The sequence below is a fragment of the Saccharopolyspora soli genome (assembly GCF_022678645.1).
Taxonomy (GTDB): domain Bacteria; phylum Actinomycetota; class Actinomycetes; order Mycobacteriales; family Pseudonocardiaceae; genus Saccharopolyspora; species Saccharopolyspora soli.
Genome location: NZ_JALBWV010000068.1, coordinates 23,297 through 44,146, shown reverse-complemented (window position 1 = coordinate 44,146; position 20,850 = coordinate 23,297). Strand labels below are relative to the sequence as shown.

Genomic DNA, 20,850 nt, shown 5'->3' with positions numbered 1-20,850 from the left:
AACCCGGTAGCTAAGCTCCCCAGCGCTGATGGTACTGCACCCGCCAGGGTGTGGGAGAGTAAGACACCACCGACACAATACATTCAGAAAGAGGGTCGGCTGGGAAGGTTCTGTCCGTTCGTGGATGGAGCTTTCCGGTCGGCCCTTTTTCGCATGCTCAACATCATCGTGCGGGATGGGCGAGCACATCACGCCCCACACGAGTTGCCCCTGCTCACATCAGGGCGGCCACTGCCGCGCCCTGCCTCCAGGTGGGACTACGCTTGGGGGACTTCAGTTTTTTCGTATTTCTGCTTCAGGAGGTTCGGTGTCCGGTTCCGATGACAAGCGCGGCGGTCCTCGCCGCGGGGCCGGTACCGGCCGAGGCGGCCAAGGCGGCCGTGGAAACTTCGATCGCCGCGGTTCGGGCGGTCCTCGCCGAGACCGTGCCGGTGGCGGTGGCTCGCGCCGGTTCGGCGACCGCGACAACCGCGGCTCCCGCGATGATCGCGACGACCGCAACAACCGCGATGGTCGCAACAACCGCGACTTCCGGGAAGACCGGGGTGGTCGCGACAACTTCGGCCGTGACCGATCTCGCGGGCAGAGCGGCCAGGACCGCCGGTCCGGCGGCTACCGGGATGACCGCGGCGGCTACCGCCGTGATGACCGGCCCCGCCGATACGACTCGCAGGACAACCGGGGTCGTGGCTTCGACGATCGCAAGGATGACCGCGGTGGTTTCCGCCGCGACGACCGCAGGCGTGATGATCGGGGACGCGGCGATTTCCGTCGCGATGACCGGCCGCGCCGTGGCGATTTCCGCCGTGACGATCGTGGGCGTGATGATCGTGGGCGTGGCGATTTCCGTCGCGACGATCGCGGTCGTGATGATCGTGGGCGTGGCGATTTCCGCCGTGACGATCGTGGGCGTGATGATCGTGGGCGTGGTGACTTCCGCCGTGATGATCGCGGGCGTGGCGATTTCCGCCGTGATGATCGCGGGCGTGATGATCGGGGACGCGGCGATTTCCGTCGCGATGACCGGCCGCGCCGCGATGATTTCCGTCGCGACGATCGGGACCGTGGCGACTTCCGCCGGGACAACCGCGAGGATCGGCGTGATGACCGGGGACGCGGTGGCTTCCGCGAAGATCGGCGCGGTAGCTACGGGCGTCGCGACGACCGGCAGGGCAAGCCTCGATTCGAGGACCGGGGCCGTGACGACCGGTCGCGCGGTGATCGCCGAGACGACCGACGGCCTGACGACCGACCCCGCCGTGACGATCGGCCGCGCCGGGATGACCGACCCCGCCGTGACGACCGACCCCGCCGGGATGACCGGTTCGACCGGGACCGGGGCGGTCGCCCGGATCGGAACGACCGCGCCGGCGACCGCCGGGGTGGGGCTCGGCGGGATCACAGCGGCCACCGGCAGGACTCGCCAAAGCCGGAATCTCGTGACGACGCGGTCGCCGAGTCGGCGCAGAAGCGGGAACCCGAGCTGCCCGAGGGCCTGGAGCCCTCGGAGTTGGACATCGAAATCCGGCGCGAACTGCTCACCTTGCCCAAGGGATTGGCCGACAAGGTCGCGCTGCACCTGATCGCGGCCGGTCAGCTGATCGACTCGGAGCCGGAGCAGGCCCTGGAGCACGCCCGCTACGCGCGGCAACGCGCCCCCCGCATTCCCTCGATCCGGGAAGCCAACGGTCTTAGCGCCTACCTGGCGGGCGAGTGGAACGAGGCGCTCGCCGAGCTGCGGGCCGTCCGGCGCATGGCTGGCGGACCCGGCCACCTGGCGATCATGGCCGATTGCGAGCGGGCGATGGGGCGGCCAGAACGCGCGGTGGAGCTCAGCCGCAGCGAGGAGGCCAGCCAGCTCGACCAGGAGGACGCGGTCGAGCTGCGCATCGTCGCTGCGGGTGCCCGCCGAGACCTGGGCGAGATCGATGCCTCGGTGGTGAGCCTGCAGATTGCGGAGCTCGACCCGCGACGCCAGGAGCCGTGGAGCGCGCGCCTGTTCTACGCATACGCGGACAATCTGCTGGCCGCCGGGCGCGAACGGGATGCCTTCACCTGGTTCGTGCACGCCGCGCACGCAGATGACGATGACGAGACGGACGCTGCCGATCGTCTCGAAGAGCTGGCCGCGCAGTTGGGCGGTCCGGATGTGGTCGAGGAACTAGTCACCGAAGCCGAAGCGGCTGCCGAAGCCGACGACGACTTCGACGACGAAGCCGCCTTGGTCGACGACGATTTCGACGACGAGCGCGACGATGCCGAAGAAGACGGTGCGGAGCCTGAAGAGGCCGGGACGGACGAGACCGCGGAGCGGTCGGAAGAGCAGACGGCTGCTCCGGAGAACACCGACGGCGATGCGGACAACGCAGGAGGAGCACGAGCGCAGTGACCGGCACGTTGCTGGATGGTCATGATGTCGTGCTGTTCGACCTCGACGGCACGGTGTTCCGCGGTGGTGAACTCGTTCCCGGTGCGCTGGAAGCGATCCGGGAGGTGCACCGGCGGGAGGTCCCAGTCCGCTACGTCACCAACAACGCGTCGAAGCCGGATCAGGCGGTCGCCGACCACCTGATCGGTCTCGGGTTGCACGCGGAGCCGACCGAGGTCAGCACGAGCGCTCAGGCCGGTGCCGCGGTGCTGGCCGCGAAGTTGCCCGCCGGGTCGAAGGTGCTGGTGGTCGGTACCGCCGCGCTGGAGTCCGAAGTGGACAAAGTGGGGTTGGTGCCGGTTCGGGACTTCGCCGCCGACCCGGCCGCGGTGGTGCAGGGGATTTCCACCGAGACGACTTACCGCGACCTCGTGGAAGCCTGCCTGGCGATTCGCGCCGGTGCGCTGTGGGTGGCGTGCAACGGCGACCGCACCCTGCCGACCGAGCGCGGTGAGGTGCCCGGAAACGGTGCGCTGGTCGAGGCGTTGCGAGCCGCGACCGACCAGGACCCGTTGGTGGCGGGCAAGCCGGAGCGCCCGCTGCTGGACCGGGCGGTCGCCTCGGCCGGGGCCGCCGCACCGCTGATGGTGGGCGACCGGCTCGACACCGACATAGCGGGTGCGGTGAAGGCCGAAATGCCGTCGCTGATGGTGCTCACCGGCGTCAGCACGGCTCGGGAACTGCTCGAAGCGACCGCCGACATGCGGCCCGACTACGTCGCCGCCGATCTGCGGGGACTGCACCAGTCACCCGCCCAGGTCGCGATCGGTGCGCAGCCAGCGTGGCAGGTCCGAGTGGACACCAAGTCGCTGGAACTGTCCGCCCAGGCCGGAGAACAACCAGGGGATGCGCTTTCCGCCCTTCGCGCGCTGTGCGTCGCTTGGTGGTCTGCCGAGTCAGGAGCAGTCGCGGTGCAGGGTGCGGACGAGCCCGCGCGAGACGTGCTGCGACAGTTGAGGCTGCTCTGACCGGCGCATGTCGTGGTGGCGCCGTCCGGGCGTTCGGCTAGCGTGGACATGTCGCCGCACAGCGGTCGCGGCGTGATCGAGGGGAGCAGGAACGGATGACCTCTCCGTGGCAGCAGGCACCGAATCCCGCGATGCTGGTGCGCCCGGCCGATGACGGTCAACCGGCGATCGACGCCATCACGGCGGCGGTGGCCGAACTCGACGACGTTCGGGAGTTGCCTGTCGCAGAGCACGTCGAACGGTTCGAGGCGGTGCACGCGGCGCTCACCGATGCGCTTTCGAAGGCCGACAACCTCCTCTCCGCAACGAGCGCGCACAGGAGTTGACGGGAGTGCCACGCAAGTCGCGGTTGGATGCCGAACTGGTTCGTCGCGGCCTCGCCCGATCCCGAGAGCACGCCACCGAGTTGGTCGCCGCGGGTCGGGTGAGCGTGCGCGGCATGGTGGCCCGCAAGTCCGCCACCGCGATCGAAATCGATGCGCCGGTGGTGGTCGCCGAAGACATCGACGACCCAGGTTGGGCGTCGCGCGGCGCGCACAAGCTGGTGGGTGCGCTGGAGGCGTTCGAGCCCGACGGGCTGTCCGTGGCCGACCGGCGCTGCTTGGACGCGGGAGCGTCGACCGGCGGATTCACCGACGTGCTGCTGCGTCGCGGCGCGCGCCAGGTGGTGGCCGTCGATGTCGGGTACGGCCAGCTCGATTGGAAGTTGCAGACCGACGACCGGGTCAAGATCCACGATCGGACGAACGTGCGGTCGCTGACCCCGGAGGACATCGGCGGCGAAGTGGACCTGGTGGTGGCCGACCTGTCGTTCATCTCGCTGAAGCTCGTGCTGCCCGCGCTGGTCGCCTGCGCCACCCCGGACGCCGATCTGGTGCCGATGATCAAGCCGCAGTTCGAGGTGGGCAAACAGCGGTTAGGCTCAGGTGGCGTGGTGCGAGATCCGCAGTTGCGGGCCGAAGCGGTCCTGGAGGTCGTGCGGTTCGCCGCTGAGGACGGGCTGGGCCTGCGTGGTGTCGTGGCCAGTCCGCTGCCAGGTCCGTCCGGCAACGTCGAGTACTTCGCCTGGCTGCGTCCGGGCGCGGCCATCGATGATGCGGCTGCGGAGGCGCTGGTGGTGGACGCGGTTCGACGAGGGCCGCAGACTGCGGTCAAGACCTCGCACCGGTGAAGATTGTTTCTAAAGTGGTCTGCGTGGGCCGTCGCTCAGCGGAGCCTCGGATCCCGCCTCGGCTGCGAGATCCGCGGCGGTCCCACACCGCGGGCGGCGACGCCGCCGAAGGAACGTCGAAGGAGTAGGAGTTGACCCGAGAGGTGCTGCTGGTGGTGCACACCGGCAGGCAGCACAACTTGCGCACCGCCGAGAAGGTCGCCGGACAACTCGTCGGCGCGGGCCTGCGGGTGCGGGTGCTCGCCGAGGAGGCGCCGGAACTCAGCCCGGACTGCTACAGCCAGGTGGTGGCACCCGGTCCGCAGGCCGCGGCCGGTACGGAACTCGTCCTGGTCCTCGGCGGGGATGGCACGCTGTTGCGCGCCGCTGAGCTCGCGCGGCTCGCGGATGTGCCGGTTTTCGGCGTGAACCTCGGTCGGGTGGGTTTCCTGGCCGGGGCCGATTCCGATGCGCTCGACGAGGCGTTGGCCGCGGTCGTCGAGTCGCGGTACCACGTCGAGGAACGGATGACCATCGAGATCGCCATGAAGCTCGATGGCGAGGTGCTGGGCAACACCTGGGCGCTCAACGAGGCCAGCGTCGAGAAGAGCAGCCGGGAGCGGATTCTCGACGTGGTCGTGGAGGTCGACGGCCACCCGGTTTCGGCGTTCGGGTGCGACGGCGTGCTGTGCTCCACCCCGACCGGTTCCACTGCCTACGCTTTCTCAGCGGGCGGCCCGGTGGTGTGGCCGGAGGTGCAGGCGTTGTTGGTCGTGCCGAGCAACGCGCATGCGCTTTTCGCCCGCCCGCTGGTGGTGTCGCGGGAGTCGCTGGTCGCGCTGGAGATCGACCAGCACGGCCACCACGCGGTGCTGTGCTGCGACGGGCAACGGCATTTCGACCTGCCGCCGGGCGCGCGGGTCGAGGTGACCGCCGGGGACACCCCGCTGCGGCTGGTCCGGTTGCACGACACCGCGTTCACCGATCGCCTGGTGCGCAAGTTCGAGCTACCGGTGCAAGGCTGGCGCGGTCCCGCCACCATCTGTTGACCGCGCTTAGAGAGTGCGCGGAGTGGCTTTCGTGGCGGTGCGGGTAGCGGAACCTCAGAGGCCCGCAGCGGAATGTGGAACAAGCGAGGACCGGGTCTTGGGCGACATCTGGGTCTGTGCCACGGGATCGGTTGTGCGAACAGCCGCGGATCTCAAGCTTGTGCTGATCACCCCAGCGGGGCTCCGCTGGTCGGGTTGTGCCGCTAGGGTGTTGATGTGTTGGCGGAGATGCGCATCCAGGGACTGGGCGTCATCGACGACGCCACGCTCGCATTGCACGCTGGTCTGACCGTGGTTACCGGTGAGACCGGCGCCGGGAAGACGATGGTGGTCACCGGGCTGCACCTGCTCGGCGGTGGTCGAGCCGATGCGTCGCGGGTCCGCTCCGGTGCGCAGCGTGCCGTCGTGGAGGGCCGGTTCCAGACCACGATCGACTCACCGGCGGCCAAGGTCGCCGCCGATGCCGGGGCCGAACCCGACGACGACGGAAGTCTGATCGCGCTGCGGACCGTGACCGCCGACGGGCGTTCGCGAGCGCATCTCGGTGGCCGTTCGGTGCCCAACGCGGTGTTGTCCGAGCTGGCCGACCAAGTGCTGGCGGTGCACGGCCAGAACGATCAGCTCCGGTTGTTGCGCCCTGGCGAGCAGCGCGCGGTGCTGGACCGCTTCGCCGGGGAACCGGTGCTGCACGTGCTCGGCGACTACCAGCGGGTTCGCGCGGAGTGGGCTGATGCGGTCCGGGAGCTCACCGAACGCACCGAGCGCTCGCGGGAACTGGCCAGGGAAGCGGAACTGCTCCGGCACGGCTTGGCCGAAATCGAGGCCGTCGCCCCGGAACAGGGCGAGGACGTGGCTTTGGTCGACGAGGCCCGTCGACTCGCGGACGTCGACCAGCTCCGGGAGATCGCCACCGGGGCGCACTTGGCGTTGACCGGAGCGGCCGACGGCGATCCGGATTCGCCGGGCGCGATCGGCCTGATCGGAGAGGCCCGGCGGCGTCTCTCGGCCGCTGAGGACCCGGTGCTGCGGGAGTTGGAGCCGCGGGTGGCGGAGGCCGTCGCGGTGTTGGCCGACGTGGGCGGTGAGCTCGGCGGGTACCTGGACCGGTTGGACGCCGACCCGGCCCGGCTGGAGCAGGTGCTGGCCCGGCAAGCCGAACTCAAGCAGTTGACGAAGAAGTACGCCGCGGACGTCGACGGCGTGCTGGCCTGGGCCGAAGATGCGCGCACCCGTCTGTCCGGAATGGACACTTCGGAGGAGGCGCTGGCGGCCTTGGCCGCGCGGCGCGATGAACTCGCGGTGGAACTGGCCGAACACGCGGCTGCGTTGTCCGCGGCGCGGGAAGAGGCTGCGGTCGGGCTCGCCGCGGCGGTGTCGGAGGAGCTGGACGGGCTGGCCATGCCGCAAGCTCGGCTCGAAGTCGTCGTCCAGGCGAAGGAGACCGACACCGGCGACCCGTCCGCGTTGTCGGTGCGAGGCAAGACGGTGCATGCCGGGCCGGATGGCGTCGACGAGGTCGAGTTGCAGTTGATCGCGCATTCCGGCGCTCCCGCGCTGCCGATCCACAAGGGCGCGTCAGGCGGCGAGCTGTCCCGCGTGATGCTGGCGCTGGAGGTCGTGCTCGCCGATGCCGACACGGTGCCCACGCTGGTGTTCGACGAGGTCGACGCCGGGGTCGGTGGTCGGGCGGCGGTGGAGATCGGGCGGCGGCTGGCCCGGCTGGCTCGGACCCACCAGGTCGTGGTGGTCACGCACCTGCCGCAGGTCGCCGCGTACGCCGATCGCCACCTGGTGGTGGACAAGGGAGCTGCCGACGGTGGGCTGACGCGCAGCGATGTGCGGGTGGTCGCCGACGAACGGCGGGTGGTCGAACTGGCGCGGATGTTGGCCGGGCTCGACTCGACGGAGACCGGCCGGGCCCACGCGGAGGAGCTGCTGAACACCGCCACGGCGTACAAGTTGGCCCAGGCGCGGTTCCGGCGGCGCGGAAAAGCGGGGCACAGCAAGAAGTAGGCCTTTCGGTCCAACCGATTTGGCGCGAGCGGGTCAACGCCATCGGCGTGGCGGATCAACAACGTGTGGTCGGTTTGCCACTATCGGCGCATGAAGCTCAGCGGTCTGCTTGCCCGTCAGCAGGAAAAACTGCCCGGCGTCGTCGGGATCGCCAGGGTCGAGCGACGTTCAGGCGGGGTGCTGCGCCGCGTCCGTGCTGGCGACATCGCGGTGATGGACCACGCGGACCTGGACCGGAGCACTGCCCAGGCGCTGGTCGTCGCCGGAGTGGTCGGAGTGGTCAACGCCGCGCCGTCGATTTCCGGGCGATATCCGAACCTCGGACCCGAAGTGCTGCTGTCGGCGGGTGTCGCGCTGATCGATGGGGTCGGCCCGGAGGTCGTGCACCGGATCAAGGACGGCTCGAAGATCCGGCTGCACGAGGGCGGGGTGTTCGTCGGGGATCGGGAAATCGGGCGTGGGACCGAGCAGGACGCCAACTCGATCGCTGACCTGCTGATCGAGGCCAAGGCCGGGATGTCGGCGCAGCTGGAGGCGTTCTCGGCGAACACGATCGAGTTCCTGCGCAAGGAGCGGACGCTCATCCTCGACGGCATCGGCGTGCCCGAGCTGACCGTGCCGTTGGCCGACCGGCAGGTGCTCGTGCTGGCGCCGGGTTACGGCCACACCGATGACTTGAAACGGTTGAAGAAGTACATCCGGGAGTACCGGCCGGTGCTGATCGGCGTCGAGGGCGGTGCCGACGCGCTGGTCAAGGGCGGGTACAAACCGGACGTCATCGTCGGCGACCCGGACGGCATCAGCACCGACACCCTGAAGTGCGGCGCGGAACTGGTGATTCCCGCCCACCTCGACGGGCACGCCCCCGGCCTGGAACGCATCCAGGACCTCGCCATCGGCGCGGTGACCTTCCCGGCGTCCGGCAATCCGGAGGACCTGGCGCTGCTGCTCGCAGACGCGCACCAGGCGAGCCTGGTGATCACCGTCGGTTTCCAGGCGACGCTGGGCGAATTCCTCGACCGCGGGCGCTCCGGTTCGAACCCGTCGACGTTCCTCACCCGACTGCGGTTGGGCAGCAAGGTCATCGACGGCCCGGCGGTGGCCACCCTGCAGCGCAGCAGGACGCCCACCAGCGCCATCGTGATGCTGGTCACCTCGGTGCTGTTGGTGGTGGCCGTGGCGCTGGTGGTCTCCGGGCTGGGCACTGCGTTCCTCGACGTGCTCGCCGACACCGGCAACTCCGTGTCCGCATACTTCAAGGGGCTGTTCACGTGATCTCGTTGCGGTACCACATCGTGTCGATCGCCGCGGTCTTCCTGGCGTTGGCCGTGGGAGTCGTGGTCGGCTCCTCCTCGGTCAGCGACCGGCTGCTGACCGGTGTGGGCCACGAACGGCAGTCGTTGCAGGACCAGGTCGACGACCTGCGCGCCGAACGAACGGCGCTCAAAGCGCAGGTCGCCGCGGCTGAGCGGGTCAATTCGACGATCGGTCCGATGGCCGTGCAGGACCAGTTGGCGCAGCGCAGCGTCGTGCTGATCGCTTCGGCGGACGTTTCCGAGCAGCAGCGCGACGCGGTGGCGCAACTGCTGCGCGCCGCAGGGGCGGACCTGACCGGCGAGGTGCACCTGGGGGAGGCGTTCGCCGACCCGGATCGGGCAGACCAGCTGCGTCGGGTCGTCACCGAACTGCTGCCCGCCGGTGTGCAACTGCCCACCGCGGCGGATCCGGGCACCCTGGCCGGGGGCCTCATCGGGCCGCTGACCCTGCTGAATCCGCAGAGCGGTCAACCCCAAACCGGCGACCAGGAACGCGAGGCGGCGTTGGCCGGGTTGGCCGATGGCGGCTTCGCGATGGCCTCGCCCGGACTGCGGCCCGCGCAGCTCGCGGTGGTGCTGACCGGTGGTCGCATCGATGGCGACAGCGCGGGGGACCGGGCCGCGACCCTGGCCCGGTTCGCGACCCAGATCGACCGCGCTGGCCAGGGCGCGGTGCTCGCCGGTGACACCGGTTCGGCCGACGGGACCGGGGCAGTCGGGGTGGCCCGCGCGGACCCCGCGATCTCCTCGATCCTGTCCACAGTGGATAACGTCGGCAGCAGTTCGGGACGGGTAGCAGTGGTCCTGGCGGTGCGCGAGCAGGCCGATCGGCAGTCCGGGCACTACGGCGTCGCCAGCAGCGCCCAAGGCCCGGTGCCGAACACCCGCGGCTGAGGGTCTGTCTTTGAACTCGTTTTGCTTTGCGGTGCGGGTGGTGCTGGTGGGACGGGTGTGGATGCTCAGTACCCCTGTGGGGCAGCGGCGGGTCTCGGTGCGCGTCCGGACGGTCGTGCGTTAGGCTGGAATTCCGTGGGAGAGACGGATCCAGCCGTCCTGCCAGCGCAGATATCCAGCCAGGCGACGGCTTGACCACGGGGAGCTTTTGTTGGTGCCGCAAGCACGCACGATCAAGCACGTGTTCGTCACGGGGGGCGTGGCCTCCTCGTTGGGTAAGGGGCTCACGGCGTCCAGCCTGGGCGAACTGCTGACTTCCCGCGGATTGCGGGTGACCATGCAGAAGCTCGATCCTTACCTGAACGTCGATCCGGGAACGATGAACCCGTTCCAGCACGGCGAGGTGTTCGTGACCGAGGACGGCGCGGAGACCGACCTCGACATCGGGCACTACGAGCGGTTCCTGGACCGCGACCTGACCCGCAACGCCAACGTGACCACCGGCCAGGTGTACTCGACGGTCATCGCCAAGGAGCGGCGCGGCGAATACCTGGGCGACACCGTGCAGGTGATTCCGCACATCACCGACCAGATCAAGGCCCGGATCCGGGCGATGGCCGAGCCGGACGAGGACGGTCGCACGCCGGACGTGGTGATCACCGAGGTCGGCGGCACGGTCGGCGACATCGAGTCGCTGCCGTTCCTGGAGGCGTGTCGGCAGGTCCGGCACGACGTCGGCCGGGACAACTGCTTCTTCCTGCACGTGTCGCTGGTGCCGTTCCTGGCGCCCTCCGGTGAGCTGAAGACCAAACCGACGCAGCACTCGGTGGCGGCGCTGCGCAACATCGGTATCCAGCCCGATGCGCTGGTGTGCCGGGCGGACCGCGACCTGCCGGAGGATCTCAAGCGCAAGATCGCGCTGATGTGCGACGTCGACGTGGACGGCGTGGTGGCCTGCCCGGATGCGCCGTCGATCTACGACATCCCGCGGGTGCTGCACGGCGAGGGCCTGGACGCCTACCTGGTGCGGCGGCTCGGGTTGCCGTTCCGCGACGTCGACTGGTCGGTGTGGGGCGACCTGCTGGACCGGGTGCACAACCCCTCGGAGCGGGTGCGGATCGCGCTGGTCGGCAAGTACGTCGACCTGCCGGACGCCTACCTGTCGGTCACCGAGGCGCTGCGCGCCGGTGGGTTCGCGCACCGGGCGAAGGTGGAGATCTCCTGGGTTGGTTCGGACACCTGCGAGACCGAGACGGGCGCCGCGCAGGCACTGTCCGGAATGGACGGTGTGTTGATCCCGGGCGGCTTCGGGGTGCGCGGCATCGAGGGCAAGCTGGGCGCCATCCGCTACGCCCGCACGCACGGCATCCCGACGCTGGGGCTGTGCTTGGGCCTGCAGTGCATGGTGATCGAGACGGCGCGCGCGCTGGCCGGACTCGACCGGGCGAATTCCACCGAGTTCGAGGAGCCCTGTCAGCACCCGGTGATCAGCACGATGGCCGATCAGCACGACGTGATCGCCGGTGATCGGGACATGGGCGGCACCATGCGGCTGGGTTCGTACCCGGCGAAGCTGCAGGCGGACTCGATCGTCGCCGCGGCGTACGGCACGACCGAGGTGGCGGAGCGGCATCGGCACCGCTACGAGGTGAACAACGCCTACCGGCAGCAGCTGAGCGACGCGGGCCTGGTGTTCTCCGGGACTTCGCCGGACGACCGGCTGGTGGAGTTCATCGAGCTGCCGCGCGAGGAGCACCCGTTCTTCGTCGGTACCCAGGCGCACCCGGAGTTGAAGAGCCGCCCGACGCGCCCGCACCCGCTGTTCGCGGCGTTCGTCAAGGGGGCGCTGGACTACCGCGCGGCGGAGCGCCTGCCGGTCGAACTCGAACCCATCCAGGAACCAGCACCGAGTATTTGAGGTTGTTTCCAGGCTCGTTCTGGATGGCGGTGCGGGTGGCGGAACCCCGGCGGGAGTTGCGGCAGTCGTGCTCTGATGCCAGCTGGTTCTAGGGTGGTGGCGTGGACACGACGGAGAACGGTGTCGCGCGCACCAACGGCGAGCACGAGTTCACCACCCTGGCCAGCGCTGACGTGTACGTCGGCAAGATCCTCGCGTTGCGGGCCGACGAGGTCGGGATGCCCGGTGGCGGGCAGGCCCGCCGCGAGGTCGTCGAGCACCTCGGTGCCGTCGCGGTGGTGGCGTTGGACGAGCACGAGGAGGTCGTGCTCATCCACCAGTACCGGTATCCGATCGGTCGGCGGCTTTGGGAGCTGCCAGCCGGGCTGCTCGACGTCGCCGGGGAGGATCCGGTGCGCACGGCGCAGCGGGAGCTCGCCGAAGAGGCCGGGATCGCGGCGCGGGACTGGTCGGTGCTGGTCGACGTCGCGACCTCGCCCGGATTCACCGACGAGAGCGTGCGGGTGTTCCTGGGCACCGGATTGTCCGATGTGGACCGCCCGGCGGCGGTCGGGGACGAGGAGGCGGATCTGGTGATCCGGCGGTTCCCGCTGGCCGAGGCGGTGCGGATGGCGCTGGCTGGGGAGATCGTCAACGGTCCGGCGGTGGCCGGGCTGCTCGCCGCCCAGGCGATTCGCGACGGCCGCGCTCGGCCGCGCCCGGCGGACGCCGAGTGGCGTGATCGGCCGCGTCGCTTCGCGGCGCGGTGAAGGGCTTCGAGTCGCTGCCGCCGCAACTGCGCGGGGCGATCACCGGCTACCTCGATCACCTCGCCGTGGAACGCGGCACCGCTGGCAGCACTCTTGACTCCTATGCCAGGGACCTGCGTCGATACGCCGAATTCCTGGTCGCGGAAGGCATTTCCGAGCTCGCCGAGGTGCGCTCGGCGCACCTGTCGGGGTTCCTGGCCGAGTTGCGGGAAGGCACCGAGCAACGGCCCCCGCTCGCGCCGTCGTCAGCAGCTCGGGCGTTGGTGGCAGCCCGCGGTCTGCACCGGTTCGGGCATGCCGAAGGGCTGCTGGCGGTCGACGTCGCCCGCGAGGTCGCGCCGCCGAGCTTGCCGAAACGACTTCCCAAAGCGCTTTCCATCGACGATGTGGGAACGCTGCTCGACCACGCCGGTGGCGACGACGTCCGGGGCTTGCGGGACCGGGCACTGCTGGAATTGCTGTACTCGACCGGGGCGCGGATTTCCGAGGCGGTCGGCCTGGACGTCGACGACGTCGATGGCACCGCTCGCACCGTCCTGCTCGACGGCAAGGGTGGCCGCCAACGGCTGGTTCCCATCGGCCGACCGGCCCTGGCGGCGCTGGACGCCTACTTGGTTCGAGCCAGGCCGAGCCTGGCGGCGCGGGGTCGCGGCAGTGCGGCGGTGTTCCTGAATTCGCGCGGTACCCGGCTTTCCCGGCAAAGCGCGTGGCACGCGTTGAAAGCTGCCGCGCAGCGCGCCGGAATCGCCGGGTCGGTGTCGCCGCACGTGCTGCGCCACTCGTTCGCCACACATCTCGTGGAGGGTGGCGCGGACGTCCGCGTGGTGCAGGAACTGCTGGGCCACGCATCGGTGACCACAACCCAGGTTTACACCCTGATCACCGTGAACACGCTGCGGGAGGTTTACGCGACAGCCCATCCGCGCGCCCACCTCATGTCGGACTAGGGGTCCACTTCGCATTGGGGCGGAGGGAATCAGCGCTAAAACGATCAAGAAGTTGTCCTGGCTCGGTCGTTCTGATTCGCTCGCTCCGCGACGACGCGAAAAATCCCTGCGCGGGCGGGAATGGTCGTGTCCTTGCGACGTTGTTCATGACCGTGGCAGTTAGCAACGACCTCGCCGCTGGACGGACGGCGAGGCAAAACGCCTGCGGACTCGACGAAAGACCGGAACCCGGCGAGCCGCCGCAGTAGGAATCCCCGGCCAGGGCGGACGTCAAGCTTAGGAGTGAGTTGGCCACGCTGCGAATGCGGGCGGGCCGTGCAACGGGTAGACGTTGATCGCGCATCAGATCACACCGAACGTGGACGCATTTCCGACACCCCGGCGAGGCGCGTTGCCGCTGGTAATGGATGCCACTTAGGCTGCGTTTGATCGCCACCGGCACCTGAAGGAGTCAGATCGCCATGTCGCTACCGCAGCCCTCCGCCGCCGGGCGGCCCCGGGGCGCGGTCGACCTGAGCATCGCCCCGGAGACGACGGACCGCGAGGAAGACGTCGACCTGACGCCCAACCCCCGCGGTCTTGGTCCCACTGGACGCCCGCGTCGGCACATCCCGGAGCCGCCGTTGCTGGACCGGCACGGTCCCGCATCGGTGCTCGCGATGTGCAACCAGAAGGGCGGCGTAGGGAAGACCACGTCGACGATCAACCTCGGCGCAGCGCTGGCGGAGTACGGACGCCGGGTGCTGTTGGTGGATTTCGATCCGCAGGGCGCGCTTTCGGTCGGCCTCGGAGTACAGCCCCACCAGCTTGAGCAGACCATTTACAACGTGATCATGGAACGCCCGGTGGACGTCCAGGACGTGGTGCGTCGCACCACCGTCGAGGGCATGGACCTGCTGCCCAGCAACATCGACCTGTCCGCGGCCGAGGTGCAGTTGGTCGCCGAGGTGGGCCGGGAGCAGACGCTGCACCGGGTGCTGCAGCCAGCGCTGTCGGAGTACGACTACGTGCTGGTGGACTGCCAGCCGTCGCTCGGCCTGCTGACGGTGAACGCGTTGGCCGCGGCGGACGGCGTGATAATCCCGTTGGAGTGCGAGTTCTTCAGCCTGCGCGGGGTGGCGCTGCTGATCGACACCATCGAGAAGGTGCGGGAGCGGTTGAACCCGAAGCTGGAGATCAGCGGCATCCTGGCGACCATGTTCGACCCGCGAACGCTGCACTCCCGCGAGGTGATGGCGCGGGTGGTGGAGGCTTTCGGCGACGTCGTCTTCGATGCGGTGATCAACCGCACGGTGCGGTTCCCGGAGACGACGGTGGCGGGCGAACCGATCACCAGGTGGGCGCCGCGTTCGGCAGGTGCCCAGGCGTACCGGGCGTTGGCGCGTGAGGTGATCGCCCGATGACGCGTCGGGTCGCCCTGCCCGGAGCGGCCGAACTGTTCCGTACTACTGTTCCTCGGACGGATCACGCCGATCCGCCGGAACGGGCGTCGGCCGAGTCCGCGGCTCGGTCCGTTGCGACCCGGTCCGGCTCGGGTCGGCGCAGGCACGATTCGAAGATCACCGTGTACGTGTCCGACGAGGAGTTGCTGGGCTTGGAGCAGGCGCGGCTGGCATTGCGGGCTGATCACGGCATCGCCGTGGACCGGGGCCGGATGGTGCGCGAAGCGGTTGCGGTGGTGCTCGCCGACCTCGACGAGCGTGGTGCGGAATCGGTGCTGGTGCAGCGCCTGCGGGAGCCCGGCGAGTGACAGTTCCCGCTGTTCCGGAGGAGCAGTCGAGCGAGGACCCCGGCTCCACCGGCGGGTTCACGGTGCGACTGGAGAACTTCGAAGGCCCCTTCGACCTGCTGCTGCAACTGATCTCGCAGCACCAGCTGGACGTCACCGAGGTGGCGTTGCACAAGGTCACCGACGAGTTCATCGCCTACACCAGAGCGCTCGGCGAGCAGTGGGACCTGAACGAGACCACCGAATTCCTGGTGGTGGCGGCGACGCTGCTCGATCTCAAGGCGGCCCGGCTGCTCCCGGCCGCGGAGGTGGAGGACGAAGCGGACCTGGCGCTGCTGGAGGCCCGCGACCTGCTTTTCGCGCGGCTGCTGCAGTATCGCGCGTACAAGCAGGTCGCCGCGTTGTTCGGCGAGTTGGAAGCCGGGGCGTTGCGGCGTTACCCGCGGTCGGTTTCGGTGGAAGAGCGGTTCGAGAACCTGTTGCCGGAAGTGGTGATCGGAGTCGATCCGCAGCGGCTGGCCGAGATCGCGGCTGCGGTGTTCCGACCCAAGCCGCCGCCGACGGTTTCGCTGGACCACATCCACCAGCACGGGGTTTCGGTTCGCGAACACGCGGCGCTGCTGCGGGTGCGGCTGGCACAGAAGGGCACCGCCACCTTCCCGGAGCTGGTGTCCGACTGCGGCCACACGGTCGAGGTGGTGGCGCGGTTCCTGGCGCTGCTGGAGCTCTACCGGGAAAAGGTCCTGCACTTCGAGCAGGAGAGCCCGCTGGGTGAGCTGCACGTGCGGTGGGTCGGCGGCAGCGTGGCCCAGGCCCAGGCCGACGCCGAAGCCCAACGCGCCAAGCAGGACGATGAGGAGTACGGGTGATGGAGCCGACCGTGGAAGGCGGGGGTGCTGAGACCCCGCAGGAATCGGCGACCGCTGCCGAGCCGCCGGAACCTTCGGCGGAGGGCGAGTCCGAGGCGGTGGTAGCTCCGGTAGCGCCGGATTTGACCTCCGATGTGGCACTCGACGCGGCCTTGGAGGCATTGTTGCTGGTGGTGGACGTGCCTGCGGGTGAGGAACTGCTGGCCGACACCCTGGAGCAGCCGGTGGCCCGGATCCGGGAGGCGCTTCAGCGGCTTTCCGACGGGTACGCAGGCGCGGAACGGGGCTTGGACCTGCGCAGGGTCGGTGACGGTTGGCGGTTCTACACGCGCGAGAAGTACGCGCCCTACGTGGAGCGCTACCTGTTGGACGGTCAGCGCACGAAGCTGACCCGCGCGGCGTTGGAGACCCTCGCGGTGATCGCCTACCGGCAGCCGGTGACCCGCTCGCGGGTGGCCGCGGTACGGGGTGTGAACGTCGATGGCGTCATCCGTACCCTGGTGGGGCGCGGCCTTATCGAAGAGGCCGGAACCGACCCGGAGACGGGCGGCATCCTGTACTGCACCACCGAGCTGTTCCTGGAGCGGCTGGGGCTGTCGTCGCTGAAGGAGTTGCCGCCGCTGGCTCCCCTGTTGCCCGAAGTGGATTCGATCGATGACGTCTGAGCACCCCACCCCGTCCCGTGCTTCGCAGCCCAGCGCCGATTCGGAGGGTGTGCGGCTGCAGAAAGTGCTGTCCCAAGCCGGGGTGGCTTCGCGGCGCGCGGCCGAGGAGATGATCGTCGAGGGGCGGATCGAGGTCGACGGCGAGGTGGTCACCGAGCTGGGGCGGCGGGTCGACCCGGCGACCGCGGTGATCCACGTGGACGGCGACCGGGTGATGGTCAACGAGAACCTGACGCACCTGGTGCTGAACAAGCCGCGCGGCATCCTGTGCACGATGTCGGATGACCAGGGGCGCCCGTGCATCGGCGATTACCTGCGGGAACGGCAGGGCAAGCTGTTCCACGTGGGGCGGCTGGACCAGGACACCGAAGGTCTGCTGCTGATCACCAACGACGGAGAACTGGCCAACCGGCTGATGCACCCGTCCTACCGGGTGCGCAAGACCTATCTGGCCGATGTGCTCGGGCCGGTCCCGAAGGGACTGGGGCAGCGGTTGCGCAACGGCGTGGAGCTCGACGACGGTCCGGTGAAGGTGGACCGGTTCAAGCTGGTCGACGTCAACCAGAACCGGGCGTTGGTGGAGATCGTGCTGCACGAAGGGCGCAAGCACATCGTGCGTCGGCTGCTCAAGCACGTCGGGCTCCCAGTGCAGCGGCTGGTGCGCACCCAGATCGGCGAGGTTCGGTTGACCACGGAACGGCCGGGTGCCATCCGGCCGTTGAACCGGCAGGAGATCAGCTCGCTGTACCGCGCGGTGGGACTCTGACCGCCTTCCGGGCCCAGCGCGGGTAGTTCTGCCGCCCGCACCGGCACGGCAGGACTCAGGCTCTACTGGTTTGGTGTTGGAGGAACAGCCGGGCCATCGGCTCCACCAGCCGCGCCGCGACCGGGCCGAGGATCGCCATCAGCAGCACGTAGGCCGTGGCGAGGGCGGCGAGTTCGCCCGACACCGCGCCGGAGGCCACCGCCAGCCCCGCGATCACGATGGAGAATTCGCCGCGTGCGACCAGCGCGGCACCAGCGCGCAGCCGCCCCATCCGGCCGATGCCCTGCATCCGCGCGGCCAGCCAGCCGGTGAGCAGCTTCGTCACGCACGTGACCACCGCGAGCAGCAGCGCCACCAGCAGCACCGGCGGGATGTGCCTGGGATCGGTGTTCAGGCCGAAGACGACGAAGAACAGCGCGGCGAACAGGTCCCGCAGCGGTTCCAGCATCCGGGTGGCGTTCGCCGCGGTCGACCCGGAGATCGCGATGCCCAGCAGGAACGACCCGACCGCCGCCGAGACCTGCAATTCCGAGGCGATGCCCGCGACGAGCAGCGCGGCGCCCAGCAGCCGCAGCAGGAAGACCTCCGGATCGGGGCTGTCGACCAGCGCGGACACGTACTTGCCGAAGCGCAGCGCGACGACCAGCACCAGCGTGATGACGATCAGCGACACCCCGACGGCGGTGAGTCCGCCCAGGAAGCTGACCCCGGCCAGCACGGCGGTCAAGATCGGCAGGTAGACGGCCATCGCCAGGTCCTCGAAGACCAGGATCGACAGGACCACCGGTGTTTCCCGATTGCCCAACCGCCCGAGATCGCCGAGCACCTTCGCGACGATGCCGGAGGAGGAGATGTAGGTGATTCCGGCCATGGCGAGCGCGCCCAGCGGCCCCCAGCCCAGCAGGCAGGCCACCAGCGCGCCGGGCACCGCGTTCAACACGATGTCGATCAGACCGGCCAGCCAGGAGCGGCGCAGTCCGGTGACCAGCTCGTCCGCGGAGTACTCCAGGCCGAGCAATAACAGCAGCAGCACCACGCCTATCTCGGAGGCTATGTGGGTGAACGGCTGGATGCCGTGCAGCGTGATCAGCCCACCGGTGCCGAAGGCCAGTCCGCCGAGCAGGTAGAGCGGGATCGGGGACACCCCGAACTTCCAGGCGAGTCGCCCGAGGATGCCGAGACCGAAGAAGACCGCTCCCAGCTCGATTAGGGAGATCGCCGTGTCGTGCACCGTATGTCCTCTCTATGGAGTTGTTCGGGGTTCGGCACGCGTCGGACCGCCGTTGGCGCGATGCGTGTCCCGGTGCGGTGACCGGGAGTGTGCTTCAGCCGGGCTGGGTCAGCCCTGTTCCAGGATTTCGCTGGCGGCGCGCAGGCCGTCCGTCGTGCCCACGACCACCACCAGGTCACCGGCGGCGAACTGGAAGTCCGGGCGTGGTGACGGGTGCACGGTGCCGTCGCGGACCACCGCGACGATCGAGACGGATGTGCGGGTGCGCATTTCCGTCTCACCGAGGGTGCGGCCGTCGTAGGGCGAGTTCGAGGTGACCGGCAGCTGCCAGGTGGTGATCCCGGTGACCTCGCGCTGCTGTTCGGTGAGCTGGGCGACCAGTTGCGGGGCGCCGAGCAGGTTGGCCAGCGCGCTGGTCTCGGTGGTGGTCAGGTCGACCGAGGCGACCACCTTGTCCGGGTCGTCGTGGTCGGAAACGATCAGCTCGAACCTGCCGTCGCGGTAGGTGATCACGCCGATGCGGTGGCCGGAGCGGGTGGTGAAGTCCTGCTGCGTGCCGAGCCCCGGCAAGGGGGTCACTGTTACGTCCACGCCCCGACCTTATTAGGAGATCTTTCGCATTTGTCCCGTGGTCCGGACCGATCTGGACGCGATTGGGATGCTCGGGGGCGGACCAGGCAGAATAGACGGTTGGTCCGGCTGGTGCCGGTGCACTTCTACGGTGTTGGTTTCCTGCTTGGGAGGACATGCGACGTGGCACACGCCAGGCTCCGCGGTGTCGTGGCCCTCGACGGCCCGTCGGGCACCGGAAAGTCGACGGTGTCCCGCAAGTTGGCGTCGGCACTGGGCGCGGCTTACCTGGACACCGGTGCGATGTACCGCGCCGCGACGTTGGCCGTGCTGCGCGCGGGCGTCGAGCCGTCCGATGCGGGTGCGGTGGCGCAGGTGGTGAGCGCGGCGCGGCTGAGCGTGGGCACCGATCCGGTGCGTCCCGCGGTGTTCCTGGACGGAGCGGATGTCGGGCGGGAGATCCGCGGGCCGGAGGTGACCGGTGCGGTGTCGGCGGTGTCGGCGGTCGCCGCGGTGCGCGAGCAGTTGGTCGCCCAGCAGCGGGAACTGATCAACGATGCGCTGCTGGCGCCGGGCGGTGTGATCGTCGAGGGACGCGACATCGGCACGGTGGTGGCGCCGGACGCGGGCCTGAAGGTTTACCTGAACGCTTCCGCGCACGCCCGCGCGCGCCGCCGCACGGCGCAGGACGTCTCGGAGGGTCGGGACGGGGACCTGGGTCGGACTCACGCGGACGTGCAGCGCCGGGACGCGCTGGATTCCGGGCGGCAGGTGTCGCCGCTGCGCAAGGCCGACGACGCGGTGGAGTTGGACACCACCGATCTGGACGTGGTGGCGGTGCTCGAACAGCTGCACAAGCACATCGAGAGCCGCGGCCTGCTGGTCGCGGCGGAACGGACCACGCCGTGACCGACGAAACCCTGCCAGAAGGCGCGTCCGCGCGTCTGCACCGGTTCGGCCAGTGGATCTCGCGACGGATCGTGCGGCTGCCGTTCCGGGTGCGGATCCACGGCGCGCAGCGGATTCCGCGCAGCGGACCGGTGGTGCTGGTGGCCAACCACAGTTCGCTGATCGACGGGCCGCTGCTGTTCGGCATGATTCCGCGCAGCGCGGTGTTCTTGATCAAGCAGGAGATGTTCCGCGGGCCGCTGGGCTGGTTCCTGCGCCGCATCGGACAGGTCGGGGTGCGCCGGGGCGAGCCGGACCGGACGCCGCTGTTGGCCGCGGTGCGGGTGTTGCGGGCCGGTGGCTTGGTCGGCGTGTTCCCGGAAGGCACCCGCGGCGCGGGCGACATGGCCAGCGCGCAGCACGGCGCGGCGTGGCTGGCGCGGGCGTCCGGTGCGAAGGTCCTGCCGGTGGCCTGCCGGGGTACGCGACGACCGGAAGGCCGCGGCCGTAGGCTGCTACCCAGGATCGACGTGTTGTTCGGGGAGCCGATCACGGTACCGACGGGCAAGGGCCGCACCGGGCTGGTAGCGGCAACCGACGCGGTGCGCACCGAACTGGTCGAGCTGATCGCCGAGTTGGATCGGCTGGTCGCGGACCAGCACCAAGACGATTTGAGAGGTAAACGAGCGTGACCGACGAG

Annotated in this window: 21 protein-coding genes; 18 read left to right on the top strand and 3 right to left on the bottom strand. The window is 69.5% G+C overall.

What is annotated here, in order from left to right:
* Nucleotides 1-295 precede the first annotated feature (295 nt).
* On the bottom strand, nucleotides 296-1,411 hold the full coding sequence (locus MOQ72_RS35945) for a hypothetical protein (protein WP_242190296.1): 1,116 nt from the start codon (nucleotides 1,409-1,411) through the stop codon (nucleotides 296-298).
* Between the two features lie 99 nt (nucleotides 1,412-1,510).
* Between MOQ72_RS35945 and MOQ72_RS35940 the strand changes: the two genes are divergently transcribed.
* From MOQ72_RS35940 to MOQ72_RS35865, 16 genes are all read left to right on the top strand, one after another.
* Entirely contained in the window at nucleotides 1,511-2,389 is an 879-nt protein-coding gene (locus MOQ72_RS35940) for a tetratricopeptide repeat protein (protein WP_242190295.1), read from the top strand.
* Nucleotides 2,386-3,396 (top strand): HAD-IIA family hydrolase, encoded by a 1,011-nt coding sequence (locus MOQ72_RS35935; protein WP_242190294.1) that lies wholly within the window; start codon nucleotides 2,386-2,388, stop codon nucleotides 3,394-3,396. The genes MOQ72_RS35940 and MOQ72_RS35935 overlap by 4 nt, the downstream gene beginning before the upstream one ends.
* A gap of 95 nt (nucleotides 3,397-3,491) precedes the next feature.
* Entirely contained in the window at nucleotides 3,492-3,722 is a 231-nt protein-coding gene (locus MOQ72_RS35930; protein WP_372495617.1) for a hypothetical protein, read from the top strand.
* A gap of 5 nt (nucleotides 3,723-3,727) precedes the next feature.
* Nucleotides 3,728-4,567: a TlyA family RNA methyltransferase gene (locus tag MOQ72_RS35925; protein ID WP_308198040.1), complete on the top strand. Its 840-nt coding sequence runs from the start codon at nucleotides 3,728-3,730 to the stop codon at nucleotides 4,565-4,567.
* 131 nt (nucleotides 4,568-4,698) lie between these two features.
* Nucleotides 4,699-5,595 carry an NAD kinase gene (locus MOQ72_RS35920; RefSeq protein ID WP_242190292.1) on the top strand — a complete coding sequence of 299 codons (897 nt, stop codon included), beginning with the start codon at nucleotides 4,699-4,701 and terminating at the stop codon, nucleotides 5,593-5,595.
* Between the two features lie 216 nt (nucleotides 5,596-5,811).
* Nucleotides 5,812-7,608, top strand: a complete 1,797-nt coding sequence (gene recN / locus MOQ72_RS35915; protein ID WP_242190291.1) for a DNA repair protein RecN — start codon at nucleotides 5,812-5,814, stop codon at nucleotides 7,606-7,608.
* Between the two features lie 90 nt (nucleotides 7,609-7,698).
* Nucleotides 7,699-8,883, top strand: a complete 1,185-nt coding sequence (gene steA, locus MOQ72_RS35910) for a putative cytokinetic ring protein SteA (protein ID WP_242190290.1) — start codon at nucleotides 7,699-7,701, stop codon at nucleotides 8,881-8,883.
* Complete coding sequence (locus tag MOQ72_RS35905; protein ID WP_242190289.1) at nucleotides 8,880-9,818, top strand: copper transporter; 939 nt, start codon at nucleotides 8,880-8,882, stop codon at nucleotides 9,816-9,818. The genes steA and MOQ72_RS35905 overlap by 4 nt, the downstream gene beginning before the upstream one ends.
* Before the next feature lie 214 nt (nucleotides 9,819-10,032).
* Nucleotides 10,033-11,736, top strand: a complete 1,704-nt coding sequence (gene pyrG / locus MOQ72_RS35900) for a CTP synthase (protein WP_372495616.1) — start codon at nucleotides 10,033-10,035, stop codon at nucleotides 11,734-11,736.
* Between the two features lie 101 nt (nucleotides 11,737-11,837).
* Entirely contained in the window at nucleotides 11,838-12,485 is a 648-nt protein-coding gene (locus MOQ72_RS35895; protein WP_242190287.1) for an NUDIX domain-containing protein, read from the top strand.
* The gene (xerD, locus tag MOQ72_RS35890) at nucleotides 12,482-13,432 is read left to right on the top strand and encodes a site-specific tyrosine recombinase XerD (protein ID WP_242190286.1); all 951 of its coding nucleotides are present in this window, start codon (nucleotides 12,482-12,484) and stop codon (nucleotides 13,430-13,432) included. Before MOQ72_RS35895 ends, xerD begins: the two co-directional genes overlap by 4 nt.
* A 461-nt stretch (nucleotides 13,433-13,893) precedes the next feature.
* On the top strand, nucleotides 13,894-14,835 hold the full coding sequence (locus tag MOQ72_RS35885) for a ParA family protein (protein ID WP_242190285.1): 942 nt from the start codon (nucleotides 13,894-13,896) through the stop codon (nucleotides 14,833-14,835).
* Nucleotides 14,832-15,182: a hypothetical protein gene (locus MOQ72_RS35880; RefSeq protein ID WP_242190284.1), complete on the top strand. Its 351-nt coding sequence runs from the start codon at nucleotides 14,832-14,834 to the stop codon at nucleotides 15,180-15,182. The genes MOQ72_RS35885 and MOQ72_RS35880 overlap by 4 nt, the downstream gene beginning before the upstream one ends.
* The gene (locus MOQ72_RS35875) at nucleotides 15,179-16,030 is read left to right on the top strand and encodes a segregation and condensation protein A (protein ID WP_242190283.1); all 852 of its coding nucleotides are present in this window, start codon (nucleotides 15,179-15,181) and stop codon (nucleotides 16,028-16,030) included. The genes MOQ72_RS35880 and MOQ72_RS35875 overlap by 4 nt, the downstream gene beginning before the upstream one ends.
* A complete protein-coding gene (gene scpB / locus MOQ72_RS35870; RefSeq protein WP_242190282.1) occupies nucleotides 16,030-16,695 on the top strand; it encodes an SMC-Scp complex subunit ScpB in 666 nt (221 codons plus the stop codon). Before MOQ72_RS35875 ends, scpB begins: the two co-directional genes overlap by 1 nt.
* On the top strand, nucleotides 16,685-17,461 hold the full coding sequence (locus MOQ72_RS35865; RefSeq protein WP_242190281.1) for a pseudouridine synthase: 777 nt from the start codon (nucleotides 16,685-16,687) through the stop codon (nucleotides 17,459-17,461). The genes scpB and MOQ72_RS35865 overlap by 11 nt, the downstream gene beginning before the upstream one ends.
* Nucleotides 17,462-17,516: 55 nt before the next feature.
* Here the strand turns inward: MOQ72_RS35865 and MOQ72_RS35860 are convergent, their stop codons facing one another.
* Both MOQ72_RS35860 and MOQ72_RS35855 read right to left on the bottom strand, forming a co-directional pair.
* Complete coding sequence (locus tag MOQ72_RS35860) at nucleotides 17,517-18,692, bottom strand: cation:proton antiporter (RefSeq protein WP_242190280.1); 1,176 nt, start codon at nucleotides 18,690-18,692, stop codon at nucleotides 17,517-17,519.
* Between the two features lie 108 nt (nucleotides 18,693-18,800).
* Nucleotides 18,801-19,283 (bottom strand): cation:proton antiporter regulatory subunit, encoded by a 483-nt coding sequence (locus tag MOQ72_RS35855; protein ID WP_242190279.1) that lies wholly within the window; start codon nucleotides 19,281-19,283, stop codon nucleotides 18,801-18,803.
* Nucleotides 19,284-19,445: 162 nt separating this feature from the next.
* Here MOQ72_RS35855 and cmk point away from each other — a divergent pair, with 162 nt between their 5' ends.
* Nucleotides 19,446-20,171, top strand: a complete 726-nt coding sequence (cmk, locus tag MOQ72_RS35850; protein ID WP_242190278.1) for a (d)CMP kinase — start codon at nucleotides 19,446-19,448, stop codon at nucleotides 20,169-20,171.
* Nucleotides 20,168-20,842, top strand: a complete 675-nt coding sequence (locus MOQ72_RS35845; protein ID WP_242190277.1) for a lysophospholipid acyltransferase family protein — start codon at nucleotides 20,168-20,170, stop codon at nucleotides 20,840-20,842. Before cmk ends, MOQ72_RS35845 begins: the two co-directional genes overlap by 4 nt.
* Nucleotides 20,843-20,850: the final 8 nt, after the last annotated feature.

What these genes read in the sequence shown, in the direction of transcription:
- MOQ72_RS35930 (WP_372495617.1), top strand. Translation starts at nt 3,492, where the DNA reads ATGACCTCTCCGTGGCAGCAGGCACCGAATCCCGCGATGCTGGTGCGC.
- steA (WP_242190290.1), top strand. Translation starts at nt 7,699, where the DNA reads ATGAAGCTCAGCGGTCTGCTTGCCCGTCAGCAGGAAAAACTGCCCGGC.
- MOQ72_RS35885 (WP_242190285.1), top strand. Translation starts at nt 13,894, where the DNA reads ATGTCGCTACCGCAGCCCTCCGCCGCCGGGCGGCCCCGGGGCGCGGTC.
- MOQ72_RS35880 (WP_242190284.1), top strand. Translation starts at nt 14,832, where the DNA reads ATGACGCGTCGGGTCGCCCTGCCCGGAGCGGCCGAACTGTTCCGTACT.
- scpB (WP_242190282.1), top strand. Translation starts at nt 16,030, where the DNA reads ATGGAGCCGACCGTGGAAGGCGGGGGTGCTGAGACCCCGCAGGAATCG.
- MOQ72_RS35865 (WP_242190281.1), top strand. Translation starts at nt 16,685, where the DNA reads ATGACGTCTGAGCACCCCACCCCGTCCCGTGCTTCGCAGCCCAGCGCC.